This window comes from Lentzea chajnantorensis, from assembly GCF_054300775.1.
Window position 1 is genome coordinate 887,334 of sequence record NZ_JBSDZT010000002.1, and the last position, 13,979, is coordinate 901,312.

Below are 13,979 nucleotides of genomic sequence, written 5' to 3' on the forward strand. Positions count from 1 at the left end.
GACTCACCGCCTGTTCTTCGGGTCGAGGGCTTCGCGCAGCGTCTCGCCCATGAGGGTGAAACCGAGCGCGACGATGATGATGCAGACCGCGGGCCACGCGGCGAGGTGCGGGTGGGTGTCGAACACCTTCTGCACGTCGCCGAGCATCTGGCCCCACTCCGGCACCCGGTCGTCCGGGTTGCCGAGGCCGAGGAACGACAGCGCCGCCGCCTCGATGATCGCGGTGGCCAGCACGAGCGTGGACTGCACGATCACGGGACCGAGCGAGTTCGGCAGCATGTGCCGGAACACGATCGCGCCCTTCTTCACGCCCAGCGCCGTCGCCGCGAGCACGTGGTCGCTGTGCCGTTGCGCCAGCATCGAACCGCGCAGCAACCGGGCGAACACCGGGATCTGCACGATCGCGACCGCGAGGATCACGGTGAACTGGCTGGGCCGCGCGAACATCGCCGCGATGGAGAACGCGAGCAGCAGCGACGGCAGGGACAGCATGACGTCGACGACGCGCATGACGAGCGAGTCGACCCAGCCGCCGAGCGCGCCCGCGAGCGTGCCCAGGATCAGGCCGCCGGTCAGGCCGATGACCGTCGCGCCGATGCCGACGATCAGCGTCTGCTGCGAGCCGATCAGCAGGCGCGACAGGAAGTCGCGGCCCTGCAGGTCGCCGCCGAGCGGGTGGCCCGGCTGGGCGGGCGGGATCTCGTTGCGCGCCTTGACGACCTGGTCGATCAGCATCGGGTCGGCCGGGTTGTGCGGCGCGAGCCACGGCGAGAGCAGCGACACCGCGATGAAGATGCCGATGATCACCGCGCCGGTGAGGAACACCGGGCTGCGGCGCAGCCTCTTCCACGCGCTGGCGGCGAGCGAGGTGCCCGCGCTCTCCGCGAGACCGTCGATCTTTTCCTTCTTGGTCACTCCCAGTGCCACGGTCTCACCTCGTCCTGATGCGCGGGTCGATGAGCGCGTACGAGAGGTCGACCAGCAGGTTGACCACGACGTAGACGCTCGTGGCCATGATGATCAACAGCAGCAGCACCGGGTAGTCGCGCCGTTCGAACCCGATGGCGAGCGCCTCGCCGACACCGGGGAACGAGAACACCTTCTCGGTGAGCACCGCACCCGACAGCAGCGCACCGGTCTGCAGGCCGATCGTGGTGACGACCGGCAGCATCGCGTTGCGCAGCACGTGCCGGCGGCGGATCACCGGAGCGGTGAGGCCCTTCGACTCGGCCGTGCGCACGAAGTCCTCGTCGAGCACGTCGAGGACGGCGGCGCGGGTGATCCGGAAGATCACCGCGAACGGGATCGTCGCCAGCGCGACGGCCGGCAGGATCAGGTGTTCCAGCGCGTTGAACGTCGCGTCCCACTCGCCGGTGAGGATTCCGTCGAGGGTGAAGAAGCCGGTGACGCGGGTGGCGTCGATGGCGTCCTGGCGGCCGCTGGACGGCAGGCCGAGCGTGGACGACGCCACGCCCTTGAGCACGTAGGCCAGGAAGAACACCGGAACGGCGACACCGATGAGGGAGCCGACGACGCTGAGGTTGTCGAACCAGCCGCCGCGGCGCTTCGCGGCGAGGTAACCGAGCGGGACGCCGACCGCGATCGCGATGAGGATCGCGAAGAAGCTCAGTTCGAGCGTGGCGGGGAACCGCTGGAGGAAGATGTCGAGCGCCGAGTCACCGGGTTGGACACCGGTGGAGACGCCGAAGTCGCCGGTCGCCGCGCGACCGAGGAACTTGAAGTACTGCACGAAAATCGGTTGGTCGAGGCCGAGCTGCTTGGTGAGCTCCGCCGCCTTCTCCGGTGTGGAGCGGTCTCCCAGGAGGGCCGAGACCGGCCCTCCTGGGAGTACGCGCAGCCACGCGAAGAGCAGCAGCGAGAGCACCAGCACCACGCCGACCAGCTGGACCAGCCGTCGAATGGTGTAGCGGAGCACTGTGAGCTACCCCGTTGTTCTCTTGTGGTGGGAGCTGGTCGACTCAGCCCTTGGAGGCCGAACCGAACCTCTCGTCGGTCAACGGGCTCGGGACGACACCCTTGATGTCCGACTTGAACACCAGAGCGGGCGGGGAGTACGAGATCGGGATCGCGGGGAGGTACTCCTCCATGATCTTCTTGTTGACCTCTTCGTACAGCTTGGTGCGGTTGCCCTCGTTCGGCTCGGAGTTCGCCTTGGCGAGGTCGGAGGCGAGCGAGGCGCCCCACGCCGACACACCGGTGTTGAAGCGGTTGTCGGTGCGGCCGAAGAACGTGCCGACCCAGTTGTGGGCGGTGCCGTTGTCACCGGTCCAGCCGAGCAGGAACACGTCCGGGATGCCGTTGTCGACGTCGGTCAGGTAGCCGCCGTTCCACGGCTTGGTGACGACGTCCAGCTTGATGCCGGCCTTCTGCAGGTCGCCGGCGATGGCGCCCCACAGGTCCTTCGGGGACGGCATGTACGGGCGGGTGACCTCGGACGGCCAGTAGGCCTTCAGGGTCAGGTCGGTGGCACCGGCCTCGGCGAGCAGCGCCTTCGCCTTCTCGACGTCGTACTTCACCTCGGGGATCGACTTGTTGTAGCCGTTCACCGTGTCCGGCATGAACTGCGTCGCGACCTTGGCGCCCTCGGGCAGCTGCGACTTGACCAGCTGCTCGCGGTTGATCGCGTACATCAGGGCCTGGCGGACCTTGAGGTCGGCGAGCTTCGGGTTGTTCTTCTGGTTGATGCCCAGGTAGAACACGTTGAACGCCGGGCGGATCGCCACGTTGAAGCCGTCGGTCTTCAGACCGGCCCAGTCCGCCGCGTTCGGCAGGTCGTAGCCGTCGATGTCGCCGGCCTTGAGCGCCTGCTTGCGGGCGGTCTCGTCCGGGATGATCTTGAAGACGATCTTGTCCAGCTTGGCCTTGGTGCCGTGGTAATCGTCGTTGCGGACGAGTTCGACGGTGTTGTTGGCCTTGTCGTACTTGCTGAACTTGAACGGGCCCGTGCCGGTCGGGTGCTCCGTGGCGTAGGCCGGGTAGGTGAACGAGTCACCTGCGGCCTGGACGTTGTCGGCGTCGTACTTCTTCAGCGCGTCGGGGCTGGAGATCGAGAACGACGTGAAGCCGAGGACCGACGGGAACTGCGAGGTGACCTCGTTCAGCTCGATGACCGCGGTCTTGGCGTCCTTGGCCGTGCAGGACTTGTACAGCGAGGGCTTGTCCGGCGTGCCCTTGAACCCGCCGAAGTTGTCCAGCCAGTACTGGGAGACGGCGTCGGACTGGCCGGCGCCCTTCTGGTTGTACCAGCGCTCGAAGTTGAAGCAGACCGCCTCGGCGTTGAACGCGGTGCCGTCGTGGAACTTCACGTTCTCCTTGAGGGTGAACGTCCACGTCTTGCCGTCAGCGGAGGGCTCGTACTTCTCGGCGAGCGCGGGCTCGACCTCGGCGGTGCCGGGCTTGAAGCCGACCAGACCCTCGTACATCTGACGGGCGACCCGGAAGGTCTCGCCGTCGGTCGCGTAGAACGGGTCGAACAGCTTCGGCGCGCCTGCGGCACCGAAGGTCAGCGTGCCGCCCTGCTGGCCGCCGCCCCCTGAGTCGCGCTGGGATTGCGCGCAACCGGACAGGGCCAGCGCGCTGACGCTGAGGAAGCCGATCGCGGCTACCCAACGGCGGCGAGCCGTTACTGAGTGGACCATCAAACACCCCTTGGACAATCCGCACATCTCACGGTGTGGTCGCCGACCATAACCGTTGTTCATACCCCTCCCGAGGTAGTCCAGGTCACGATCCGGCCACTAGACCAGGCATTCTGATACGTCCGGCGCATGCGCGCTGACCCAACGTGAGCACGCCAGATGCGTCGAACGCTCTCCTAGGCTGTAGAAACAACAGCGACACGCGGAGGAGGGCGCATGAGCAGGCACGTCGAGTTCCGCGTGCTCGGCCCTCTGCAAGTGCTCGTCGACTCCGAACCTTTGCTGGTGAGAGCGGGTAGGCAGCGCGCGTTGCTGGTGTCGCTGCTGCTGCGCGCGGGCACGTCGGTGTCGGTCGACGAGCTCGCCGGGAACGTGTGGGGCGACGAGCCGCCGGCCAGGGCCCGCGCGACGCTCCAGACGTACGTGATGAGGCTGCGGCAGCTGCTCGGTCCGTCCGTGCCCATTCGGACCGTGCCAGACGGATACCTGATCGACGTGGACGAGAAGACCATCGACCTGATGCGCTTCGAACCGCTGATCGAGCAGGGTGAGCAGGAGCGCGCCGCGGGGAACCTGCCGGCCGCGTCGGCCGCATTCACCGCCGCACTGGGCCTGTGGCGGGGTCCGGCGCTGGTCGACGTGCCGTCGGAGATCCTGCACCGCGACGAGGTGCCGCGGCTGAACGAACGCCGCCTGCACGTGCTGGAACGCCGGGTCGAGGTCGACCTGGAGCTGGGCAGGCACGGCGAGCTGGTGGCGGAGCTGTCCCGGCTGACCAGCGAGCACCCGTTGCGCGAGCGGTTCTGGGCGCAGCTGATGGTGGCGCTGTACCGCTCCGGCCGACAGAGCGAGGCGCTGGCCGCCTACCAGCGGGTGTCCCGGCTGCTCGGTGACGAGCTGGGCATCGACCCCGGTGACGAGCTGCGGCGGGTGCACGGCCAGGTGCTCTCCGGCTCGATCGACGCGGTGGCGCCCGCCGTCTCCGGTGCCGCGGTCGTGGCGGCGAAGCCCGAGCGGGTGGTGCCGTCGCAGCTGCCCGCCGACATCCCCGACTTCGTGGGCCGCGACGAGGCCGTGGCGTTGATCATCGCCCTGCTCCGGACCGCCCAGGGCGTGCCGGTCGTCACACTTGCCGGTCCGCCGGGCGTGGGCAAGACGGCGCTGGCCGTGCACGCGGCGCACCGGATGCGGTCGGACTTCCCGGACGGCCAGCTGTACGTGAACCTGCGCGGGTACGCCCCCGGTCCGCCGTTGAGCGCGGTCGACGTGCTGCCGCGGTTCCTGCGGGCGCTGGGCACCGAACCCGATCAGGTGCCGCTGGACCAGGACGAGCAGGAGGCGATGTTCCGCTCGACGCTGACCGGTCAGCGGGTGCTGCTGCTGCTCGACAACGCGTCGTCGGCCGAGCAGATCCGGCCGCTGCTGCCGGGGTCGCCGGGCTGTGCGGTGCTGGTGACCTCGCGGGACACCCTGCGCGGGCTCGCGGTGTCGCACGCGGCCTCGAACGTGCGGCTCGACGTGCTCGACTGGCCGGAGACCAGGGCGTTGCTCGCGGGCATCGTGGGCGCCGCCGAGGTGGACGCGCAGGAGGACGCGGCCGCGGAGCTGGCTGCGCTGTGCGCGCACCTGCCGCTGGCGTTGCGGATCGCGGCGGCGAACCTGGTGTCGCGGCCGGAGCTGTCGATCGCGGACTACGTCGAGGAGCTGCGCGCGGGCAACCGGCTCGCCGCGCTGGCCGTGGAGGGCGACGAGCGGGTCGCGGTGCACGCGGCGTTCGACCTCTCCTACACGGCGCTGAAGCCGGAGCTGGCGCAGATGTTCCGCCTGCTGTCGCTGGTGCCCGGTACCGACTTCACACCGGAGATGGCGGCCGCGCTGTCCGGGCTGACCCCGCAGGACGCCCGCCGCCGGCTGGACCGCCTGGCCACGGCCAACCTGATCGCGAACCACGCGCCGTCCCGCTACCAGTTCCACGACCTGCTGCGCGACTACGCGGCCGAGCGGCTGGCGTTCGAGGAGGGCAAGGTCGACGCGCGCCTGGCGTTGCGGCGGCTGGTGGACTGGGCGGTGCGGTCGGTCGACAACGCGACGGCCGCGCTCAAGTCGACGCTGTTCCGCTTCCCCCGCCCCGACCCGCTCGACGGGGTGGTGCCGCGGGCGTTCAGCACCTCGACCGAGGCGTTGAGCTGGCTCGACGTGGAACGCGGCAACCTGGTGGCGCTGGTCGCGCACGCCGTGGAACGCGACCCGGAGAACTCGCCGTGGCTGCTGGCGGACGCGTTGCGCGGCTACTTCCACACGCAGGGCCTGGCCGCGGAGTGGCGGGAGACCGCGAAGGCGGGCCTGCTGGGCGCCCGCGCACCCCGCGACGAGCTCGGCCAGCTCGCGATGCTGTCGTCGCTGGGCACGCTCTACTGGGTGACCGGCCAGCTCCGCAACGCCCTCGGCTACTACCAGCAGGCCATCGCGCTGGTGCCGCGCATCTCGCTGCCGCAGGCGGAGGCCGCGGTCCTGTCGAACGCGGGCGGCGTCTACATCGACCTCGGCGAGCTGGAGCACGCCGCCGACCACCTGGAACGCGCGCTGGTGATCACCAGGCGGGTCCAGGCAGACCAGCTGCAGGCCACCGCGTTGTTCAACCTCGGCGGCATCTACATGCAGCTCGGCCAGCTCGACCGGGCCGCCGCGAACTTCGAGGAGGCCCTCGAAGCCGGCACGCGGCTCGACTCGTGGATCACCCAGGCGCACGTCATGCGCGCGTTGGGCGAGGTGTACGCGATGCGCGGCCAAGCCGACCTCGGCGCCGACTACTTCGTGCGCGCGGGCGAGCTGTACGAACGTTCCGCGGCCCGCACGTTCGGACACACGCTGCACGAAGGCATGGCCATCACCCTGCTGATGCGCGGCCGGTACGAAGAAGCGGCGACACACGCCCGTGCGGCCATCGAGATCGCCGCTGACCTGGAGAACGTCAAGAGCTCGTGCGACGCCACGAACCTGCTGGGCCGCGCGCTCGAAGGTGCCAAGCGCTACGAGGAGGCGCTGACGCAGTTCTCGGCGGCATTGGCGAGCGCGACCGAGACCGGTTACTCGTGGGGCATGATCCTCGCCCGCCGCGGTCTGGCCGCCGCGTACCGCGGGGTCGGCCGCTACGAGGAGGCGCTGGCGCAGGCGACCTCGGCGCTGGTGGAGGCGGGCCGGTCGCAGTTCCGCAGCGCCGAGATGGAGGTGCTGCTCGTGCTGGGCCGCATCCACCTCGACACGGGCGACGCCGCCCAGGCCCTCGAATGCGCCCTGCGCGCGTCCGCACTCGGCGAGTCGTCCGGCCACCGCTGGGTCTACGCGCGGGCGCTCGGCCTGGCCGGTGACGCGGCACTGGCGTCGGGATCCGTTGCGGCAGCGAGGAAGTACTGGGAGTCGGCGCTTGAGGTGTTCAACGCGATCGGCTCACCGGAGGCCGACGTGGTGCGCGATCAACTCGCGGTGACCACGTAGTCGGCCCTGTCCCGCGTCTCGTCGACGGCGAACCAGCCGCGCTCGAACTGCTGCCACCGCCGGAAGTGCTCCCGGTGCCGCTCCCCGTCCCGCGCGACCGCGCGTTCCAGCCGGGCCTCCTCGGTGCCGTGGTCGACGAAGATCGCGGTGCTGGCGCGGTGGTTCGCCTTCCTGGCGGCGGAGAACCCCTCCAGGACCAGCACCGGTCGTGGCTCGACCTCGACCCACTCCCCCTGCTCCGGCCGCGCGAACCCCTGCGACCAGTCGGTCGTGCGGTAACGACCGGTCCTGCCCTCCGCGACCTCGTCGAGCGCCCGCACGAGCCGCGGCCACCACCTCGTGACGGGATCGTCCCAGGTGGCGAAGTGGTCGGTGCGGATGAGCTGAGCCCCGAGCTGCTCGGCGAGCCGCTCCGCGAAGGTGGACTTCCCCGCGCCGGAAGGACCATCCACCGCGATCAGCCTGGTGCTGCCCAACCGCGGTGGATGGTTCGTCACATGCTCCGGCGCCCAGATAGCGCACGCCCCAGCGTGAGCTCGTCCGCGAACTCCAGGTCGCCACCCATCGGCAACCCGCTCGCCAGCCTGGTGACCGTGAGCCCCGGGAAGTCCCGCAGCATCCGCACCAGGTAGGTGGCCGTCGCCTCACCCTCGGTGTTCGGGTCCGTGGCGATGATCACCTCGGAGATGTCGACCCCGTTGGTCGGCGTGCCGATCCGCGTGAGCAACTGCCGTATCCGCAACTGGTCCGGCCCCACCCCGCTGAGCGGGTCGAGCGCCCCGCCGAGCACGTGGTAGCGCCCCTTGAACTCCCTGGTCCGCTCGACCGCGAGCACGTCCTTGGGTTCCTCGACCACGCACACCAGCGTCAGGTCCCGCTTCGGGTCCCGGCAGATGCGGCAGGTGGTCTCCGCACTCACGTTGCCGCAGACGTCGCAGAACACAACGCCTTCCTTCACCTTCTGCAACGCGCTCTGCAGCCGCTCGATGTCCGCGGGCTCCGTCGCGAGCAGGTGGAAGGCGATGCGCTGCGCACTCTTCGGGCCGACACCGGGCAGCCGGCCCAGCTCGTCGATGAGGTCCTGAACCGGCCCCTCGTACATCGCGACTTACCCGAGCAATCCGCCGAGGCCGCCCTGCGCGAGCGGACCGAGCTTCTGCTCCACCAACTGCTGGGCCTTCGTGTTCGCGTCCTTGATGGCGGCGATCACCAGGTCCTGCAACGTCTCGACGTCCTCGGGGTCGACGATCTTCGGGTCGATGGTGAGGTTCATGAGCTCACCGCCACCGGTGACGGTCGCGGTGACGAGGCCGTTGCCCGCGGAACCGGCGACCTCGGTTTCGGCCAGCTCCTGCTGGGCGGTGGCCATCTGCTGCTGCATGTTCTGGGCCTGCTGGAGCAGTGCCTGCATGTCGAAACCGGGTTGCACCTGCTGGTCCTCTCGGGTGGGTTGGGAGTGGGGTCCAGCGTACGGCGCGCAGCGTCGGTGGGTGGGGCTCGCCCCTCGTGGGGGTTGGGTGGGGTGGGGGCCTGGTGGGGTGGGCGGCGCGTGGAATCGGGCGGCGTGTGGGGTGCCGGCGCATGGGCGGCGCGTGAAGTGGGCGGCGCGCGACACATGCGGTGGCCCCACGCGCGGTGAGGCGGCGGCGCGCGGTGCGGTGCGGTGCGGTGTGGTGCGCGGCGCGTGGGGCGGCGGCGCGTGCGGTGCGGTGCGGTGCGGTGGGCGGCGCGTGCGGTGGCGGCACGTGCGGTGGCCACGGTGCCAGCGTGGGTGCGCGGGTGGTCCAGGTGCCGGGAACGCTGGTGCGCGGTGCCGCGCGGGCCACCGCTCCCGCGGCCTACCTCCCAACCACCGCACCGGGTGCGCACGCCGGCCGCCCCCATGGGCTGTCCTCACCCACGACACCGGCTGAGCACCGCGGCCTCACCGATGCCGCCGCCCCGGCTCGACCACGAGCATCGCCCCCTCCGCGCGCTTCCATACCTGCGGGCGCCGGAGCAGGTGTGATCCGGACACCTACAGGACGAGCCCAGGCGTGGATCAGGACAAGCTTCACCCGGTCGGGTGGCGCGTGCGGAACCCGTCAGGCCTTTTTCAGCGGGCGGGCGCCCAGTTCGTCGGCCAGGAGCTGGAACATCTTGGCCTCCGGGTCCAGGGCCGCGACCGGCGTTGCGTTGGGGTCGGCTGGGCGGGCGGCCTCGGCGAGCATTGCCTCTTCGTCGTACGGCTCTGGCGGGAGGGGCTCGTCGGGCTCCGGGGGTTCCGGTGGGGGTGGGACGTCGTCGACCGGTGGGCGCGGGGCCGCGCGGGGCTGGGGTTCTGGCTGGGGGCGGGCCGGGGGTTGCGGCGGTGCGGACGACTGGCTCGGGCGGGTCGGCGCGGGACGGGGGGCCTTGGCCGGGCCGGAGGCCTGGGTGGTGGCGCCGGGGGTGCCGTGGATGCAGCGGACCTGCCAGGTGCCGCCGAGCACGGCGGACAGAGCTGCGGCGATGGCCTCGGTGTTGCGGGGTTCGGCCAGGCGGCGGGCCAGGGGGGCGGAGGTGTGGGCGATGGTGACGACGTTGCCGTCGACCTCGCTGACCATCGCGTTCGTCAGCATCGCCTCGGTGCTGCGGCTGCTGGAGCGGACCGCGGCCAGCAGTTCGGACCAGATGCGGCGCACGGCCGGCGCGTCCATCGCGCCGGTGCTGGGAGCGGTCGAGAGTTCCGACGGAGCAGGAACCGCCGCGGCAGCGGGAGCAGCGACAGGTTCTGGCTGAACAGCGACGGGCTGAGCGGCAACGGGCGGAGCAACCGGTTGGGCGACGGCCTGGACAACGGGCTGAGCGGGCTCGACAACGGGAGGAGCGGGCTGAGCAACCGCCGCGACCGGCGCGGGTGCCGCAGGTGGAGTGGCGGCCTGCTGGGACCTGCGGGTGAACACCGGACCGCCGGCCGGAGCAGCCGACGGGTCGCCGGGACCGGCCGCGATGGCGGCGGGTGGGCGGCGTTCGAGTTGTTCGAGGCGTTGCAGGAGTGCGGCCTCGGACTGGGAGACCGAGGGCAGCAGCATGCGGGAGCAGAGCAGCTCCAGCAGCAGGCGGGGGGCGGTGGCGCCGCGCATCTCGACCAGGCCGGTGTGGACGATCTCGGCGTAACGCGTGAGTGCGGCGGGGCCGATGCGCTCGGCCTGGGACGACATGGTCGCCAGCTCGTCGGCCGGGGCGGAGACGAGGTTGCGGTCGGCCGCGTCGGGCACCGCGCAGAGCAGGACGAGGTCGCGGAGGCGGTCGAGGAGGTCGGAGGCGAAGCGGCGGGGGTCGTGGCCCGCTTCGACCAGGCTGTCGATGGTGCCGAACACCGCGGCGCCGTCGCCGGCCGCGAGGCCCTCGACCACGTCGTTGATCAGGGCCGAGTCGGTGACGCCGAGCAGGGTGAGGGCACGGTCGTACCGCACGCCCTCGGGGCCCGCGCCGGCGAGGAGCTGGTCCATCACGGACTGGGTGTCGCGGGCGGAGCCGCCGCCCGCGCGGATCACCAGGGGGAACACCGCGGGCTCGACGGCGACGCCCTCGGCGGCGCAGTTGCGTTCGAGGAGGCTGCGCATCACGCCGGGCGGGATCAGGCGGAACGGGTAGTGGTGCGTGCGCGAGCGGATGGTCGGGAGGACCTTGTCCGGCTCGGTCGTGGCGAAGATGAAGATCAGGTGGTCCGGCGGCTCTTCGACGATCTTCAGCAGGGCGTTGAAGCCCTGCGTGGTGACCATGTGCGCCTCGTCGATGATGAAGACGCGGTACTTGGCCTCCGCCGGGGCGTAGAAGGCCTTGTCGCGCAGGTCGCGGGCGTCCTCCACACCACCGTGGGACGCGGCGTCGAGCTCGACCACGTCGACGCTGCCGGTGCCGTTCGGCGCGAGGCCGATGCACGAGTTGCACTCGCCGCACGGGTCGGGTGTCGGGCCCTTCACGCAGTTCAGCGAGCGGGCCAGGATGCGGGCCGACGAGGTCTTGCCGCAGCCGCGTGGACCGCTGAACAGGTACGCGTGGTTCACCCGGCCCGCCGACAGTGCGACACGCAGCGGATCGGTCACGTGCTCCTGGCCGACGACCTCGGAGAACGTGGCCGGACGGTACTTGCGATACAGAGCGAGCGCCACGCCGCAGACAGTACCGGGGAGCACCGACACAAAAAGGGGACCCCGTGCACCCACCAGAGCCCGCTTATCCTTGCTGCCTTCCGGCCCTGGGGAGGTTCGCGAGATGTGTGCCGCACGAGGTCCGACGCAAGTGTAACCGATCTAGTTCTTCGAACGCATGTTCGACTTACCCACAGGGTTGTCCCCACCTGTGGACAACCACTTCATGATCACGGTTTCTCCTCGACGGCGGTGAGCCTGCGGCGCAGGAAGTCCTGTTCGGACGCGGTGCCGGCGAGTGCGATGGCCTCGCGGTAGGCCTGGGCGGCCTCCGCGGAACGGCCCAGGCGGTGCAGCAGGTCGGCGCGGGCGGCCCGGTACGGGTGGTAGTCGCGCAGCCTGGGTTCGGCGGCGAGCTCGTCGAGCAACGTGAGGCCCGCCGCGGCACCGTCGCGCATCGCGACCGCGGCGGCCCGGTTCAGCGCGACCACGGGCGACGGCGCCAGCTTCAGCAGCACGTCGTAGAGCGCGACGATCTGCGGCCAGTCCGTCGAGGCGAAGTCGGGTGCCTCGTCGTGCAGGGCGTTGATCGCCGCCTGCACGCCGTACGGGCCGTGGCCGCCGGTCAGCGCCTGCTCGGCCAGCGCGCTGCCCTCGTCGACCATGTCGCGGTCCCAGAGGGAGCGGTCCTGGTCTTCCAGCAGCTCGGCGCGCGCGTCCCGGCGGGCGTGGACCAGCAGCATCAACGCCAGCAGGCCCGTCACCTCGCGGTCGGGCAGCAGGCCGCGCAGGATCCGCGCGAGCCGGACCGCCTCCGCCGCGAGGTCGGCGCGCTGGGCGGCGTAGCCCTCGGTGAAGATCGAGTAGACGGCCTGCAGCACGCCGGGCAGGCGTTCCGGGAGCTCGTGCGGGTCGGGGACGCGGAACGGGATGCGCGCCTCCCTGATCTTCTTCTTCGCGCGCACGATCCGCTGCTGCATCGTCGTCACGGGCACGAGGTGCGCCCGCGCGACCTCCGGCGTCGTGAAGCCGGCGAGGCACCGCAGGACGAGCGCCCCGCGGTCCTCCTCCGCCAGCGCCGGGTGCGCGCACGTGAAGAACAGCTCCAGCCGCTCGTCCGGCAGCGCGTCGCCCTTCGGCGGGTCCGCGCGGTCGACCTCCACCTGCAGCAGCGCGAGCCGGGCGGCGTGCACCCGGTCGCGCCGCAGCCGGTCGACGGCCTTGCGGCGCGCGGTCGTGAGCAACCACGCGCCGGGCCGGTCCGGCACCCCGTCGACCGGCCAGTGCCGCAGCGCCGCCTCGATCGCGTCGGAGGTGACCTCCTCGGCGAGGTCGAGGTCGCCGAAGCGCTTGACCAGGGTGGCGAGCAGCCGGCCGCGTTCCTCCCGGAACACCTGCTCGACGTTCATCGAGAACTCAGAGGTCGAACTCGGCGATCGGCCGCACGACGACGGCGCCGCCGTCACGCGAGCCGGGGCACTTGGCCGCCCACTCCAGTGCCGCGTCGAGGTCGGGCACGTCGATGACGTTGTAGCCGCCCAGGACCTCGCGGGTCTCGGCGAACGGCCCGTCGGTGACGCTGCGCCGGCCGTCCGGTCCGACCTGGACGGTGGTCGCGGTGACGAGGTCGGCCAGCGAGTGCCCGGAGACCAGGACGCCCGCGTCCTTCATCTCCTTCTCGTAGGCGATCCAGTCCTCGACGGTGCAGTTGGCCTCCTGGTCGGCGGCGGCGTGGATCAACAGCATGTACTTCACGGAAGTCCTCCTCGGTCCGGGTCTACGGGATCACGACGAGCGGGCACCCGCCAGATCGACACGGCCTCAGAAGATTTTTCGGCGAGGTGGTCGAGACCCCCCGTTTTGGGCCGTGGGACACCCGTCCGGTAAGGTTCTCCACGGAGGATTCGCATAGCGGCCTAGTGCGCACGACTGGAAATCGTGTTGGGTTCACCCCCTCACGGGTTCAAATCCCGTATCCTCCGCTCTCTTCGCAGAAGGGCGCCGAACCTCACCGTTCGGCGCCCTTCTCGCGTTACGGTGGCATGGTGCTGCACGAAGAGCTGATGCTGCTGTTCATCAACCGGCAGAACGGGAAGTTGCACGTCGACTCGGCGTCGGCGGACAACGCGCTCGCCGGTGCCGTGCTCATCGAGCTGGTGAGCTCGGGGCGGGTCGCGTTCGAACCGACCGGCAAGAAGCTCCAGGTCGTCGACCCGGCGCCGCTGGCGGACCCGTTGCTGCGGGAGTCGGTCGCGCGGATCGACAAGCCGATGTCACCGCGGAAGGCGGTGGAGCGGCTGCGGAAACGCGTGCGCGACAACGTGCTCGCGGACCTGGAGGCCCGTGGCGCCGTGCGGGTGGACGCGCGCAGGGTGCTCGGGATCTTCCCCGGCAGGAGTTACGTGATCACCAACGAGCGCGCGGACGACGAGGTGCGCAAGGCAGTCGGCGAGGTCGTGCACGGGTACCGCGGAGCGGATGCGCGCACGGGGTCGTTGATCACGCTGCTGCACGCGGCGAACGCGGTGCACCGGGTGTTCGAGGGCGACAAGCGCGAGCTGAAGCGGCGGGCCGGGGAGATCGCCGCCGGCAACTGGGCCGGTGACGCCGTGCGCAAGGCCATCCAGGCGATCCAGGCCGGTGTCGCGGCCGCGACGGCCGCTGCCGCCGCCGCGTCAGCTGGATGACGCGGCGACGGCAGCAGGTGGAG

11 protein-coding genes, 1 tRNA gene and 1 other RNA gene are annotated in these 13,979 nt (G+C 70.8%); 3 read left to right on the forward strand and 10 right to left on the reverse strand.

Annotated features, from left to right (window positions below):
- Nucleotides 1–3: 3 nt before the first annotated feature.
- Genes ACVDFE_RS04940 through ACVDFE_RS04950 form a run of 3 tightly spaced genes read right to left on the reverse strand, consistent with a single transcriptional unit; the run spans nt 4 to nt 3,659 of the window.
- On the reverse strand, nt 4–927 hold the full coding sequence (locus tag ACVDFE_RS04940) for an ABC transporter permease (protein WP_458429704.1): 924 nt from the start codon (nt 925–927) through the stop codon (nt 4–6).
- Between the two features lie 4 nt (nt 928–931).
- Nucleotides 932–1,936, reverse strand: coding sequence for an ABC transporter permease (locus ACVDFE_RS04945; protein WP_360396897.1), 1,005 nt, complete (start codon nt 1,934–1,936; stop codon nt 932–934).
- A 43-nt stretch (nt 1,937–1,979) separates the two neighbouring features.
- Nucleotides 1,980–3,659 (reverse strand): ABC transporter substrate-binding protein, encoded by a 1,680-nt coding sequence (locus ACVDFE_RS04950; protein ID WP_360396898.1) that lies wholly within the window; start codon nt 3,657–3,659, stop codon nt 1,980–1,982.
- 216 nt (nt 3,660–3,875) lie between these two features.
- Here ACVDFE_RS04950 and ACVDFE_RS04955 point away from each other — a divergent pair, with 216 nt between their 5' ends.
- Nucleotides 3,876–7,154, forward strand: coding sequence for an AfsR/SARP family transcriptional regulator (locus ACVDFE_RS04955; protein WP_458429705.1), 3,279 nt, complete (start codon nt 3,876–3,878; stop codon nt 7,152–7,154).
- Here ACVDFE_RS04955 and ACVDFE_RS04960 read toward each other — a convergent pair.
- The 7 genes from ACVDFE_RS04960 to ACVDFE_RS04990 form a co-directional block, all read right to left on the reverse strand.
- Entirely contained in the window at nt 7,133–7,606 is a 474-nt protein-coding gene (locus ACVDFE_RS04960) for a uridine kinase family protein (RefSeq protein ID WP_458429706.1), read from the reverse strand. The two genes, ACVDFE_RS04955 and ACVDFE_RS04960, sit on opposite strands and share 22 nt — an antisense overlap.
- Before the next feature lie 41 nt (nt 7,607–7,647).
- Nucleotides 7,648–8,256 carry a recombination mediator RecR gene (recR, locus tag ACVDFE_RS04965; RefSeq protein WP_458429707.1) on the reverse strand — a complete coding sequence of 203 codons (609 nt, stop codon included), beginning with the start codon at nt 8,254–8,256 and terminating at the stop codon, nt 7,648–7,650.
- A gap of 6 nt (nt 8,257–8,262) precedes the next feature.
- Complete coding sequence (locus tag ACVDFE_RS04970) at nt 8,263–8,565, reverse strand: YbaB/EbfC family nucleoid-associated protein (protein WP_360397099.1); 303 nt, start codon at nt 8,563–8,565, stop codon at nt 8,263–8,265.
- A 673-nt stretch (nt 8,566–9,238) separates the two neighbouring features.
- Nucleotides 9,239–11,290, reverse strand: coding sequence for a DNA polymerase III subunit gamma and tau (locus ACVDFE_RS04975; RefSeq protein WP_458429708.1), 2,052 nt, complete (start codon nt 11,288–11,290; stop codon nt 9,239–9,241).
- 30 nt (nt 11,291–11,320) lie between these two features.
- Nucleotides 11,321–11,417, reverse strand: an RNA gene (ffs, locus tag ACVDFE_RS04980) — signal recognition particle sRNA small type.
- 82 nt (nt 11,418–11,499) lie between these two features.
- On the reverse strand, nt 11,500–12,678 hold the full coding sequence (locus ACVDFE_RS04985; protein ID WP_458429709.1) for an RNA polymerase sigma factor: 1,179 nt from the start codon (nt 12,676–12,678) through the stop codon (nt 11,500–11,502).
- 7 nt (nt 12,679–12,685) lie between these two features.
- Nucleotides 12,686–13,024: a YciI family protein gene (locus tag ACVDFE_RS04990; RefSeq protein WP_360396904.1), complete on the reverse strand. Its 339-nt coding sequence runs from the start codon at nt 13,022–13,024 to the stop codon at nt 12,686–12,688.
- Between the two features lie 142 nt (nt 13,025–13,166).
- Here ACVDFE_RS04990 and ACVDFE_RS04995 point away from each other — a divergent pair.
- Both ACVDFE_RS04995 and ACVDFE_RS05000 read left to right on the forward strand, forming a co-directional pair.
- Nucleotides 13,167–13,251: transfer RNA gene (locus ACVDFE_RS04995), tRNA-Ser, on the forward strand.
- A 60-nt stretch (nt 13,252–13,311) separates the two neighbouring features.
- Complete coding sequence (locus ACVDFE_RS05000) at nt 13,312–13,956, forward strand: GOLPH3/VPS74 family protein (RefSeq protein WP_458429710.1); 645 nt, start codon at nt 13,312–13,314, stop codon at nt 13,954–13,956.
- The last annotated feature ends 23 nt before the right edge of the window (nt 13,957–13,979 follow it).

What these genes read in the sequence shown, in the direction of transcription:
- ACVDFE_RS04950 (WP_360396898.1), bottom strand. Translation starts at nt 3,659, where the DNA reads ATGGTCCACTCAGTAACGGCTCGCCGCCGTTGGGTAGCCGCGATCGGC.
- ACVDFE_RS04955 (WP_458429705.1), top strand. Translation starts at nt 3,876, where the DNA reads ATGAGCAGGCACGTCGAGTTCCGCGTGCTCGGCCCTCTGCAAGTGCTC.
- recR (WP_458429707.1), bottom strand. Translation starts at nt 8,256, where the DNA reads ATGTACGAGGGGCCGGTTCAGGACCTCATCGACGAGCTGGGCCGGCTG.
- ACVDFE_RS04970 (WP_360397099.1), bottom strand. Translation starts at nt 8,565, where the DNA reads ATGCAGGCACTGCTCCAGCAGGCCCAGAACATGCAGCAGCAGATGGCC.
- ACVDFE_RS04985 (WP_458429709.1), bottom strand. Translation starts at nt 12,678, where the DNA reads ATGAACGTCGAGCAGGTGTTCCGGGAGGAACGCGGCCGGCTGCTCGCC.
- ACVDFE_RS05000 (WP_458429710.1), top strand. Translation starts at nt 13,312, where the DNA reads ATGGTGCTGCACGAAGAGCTGATGCTGCTGTTCATCAACCGGCAGAAC.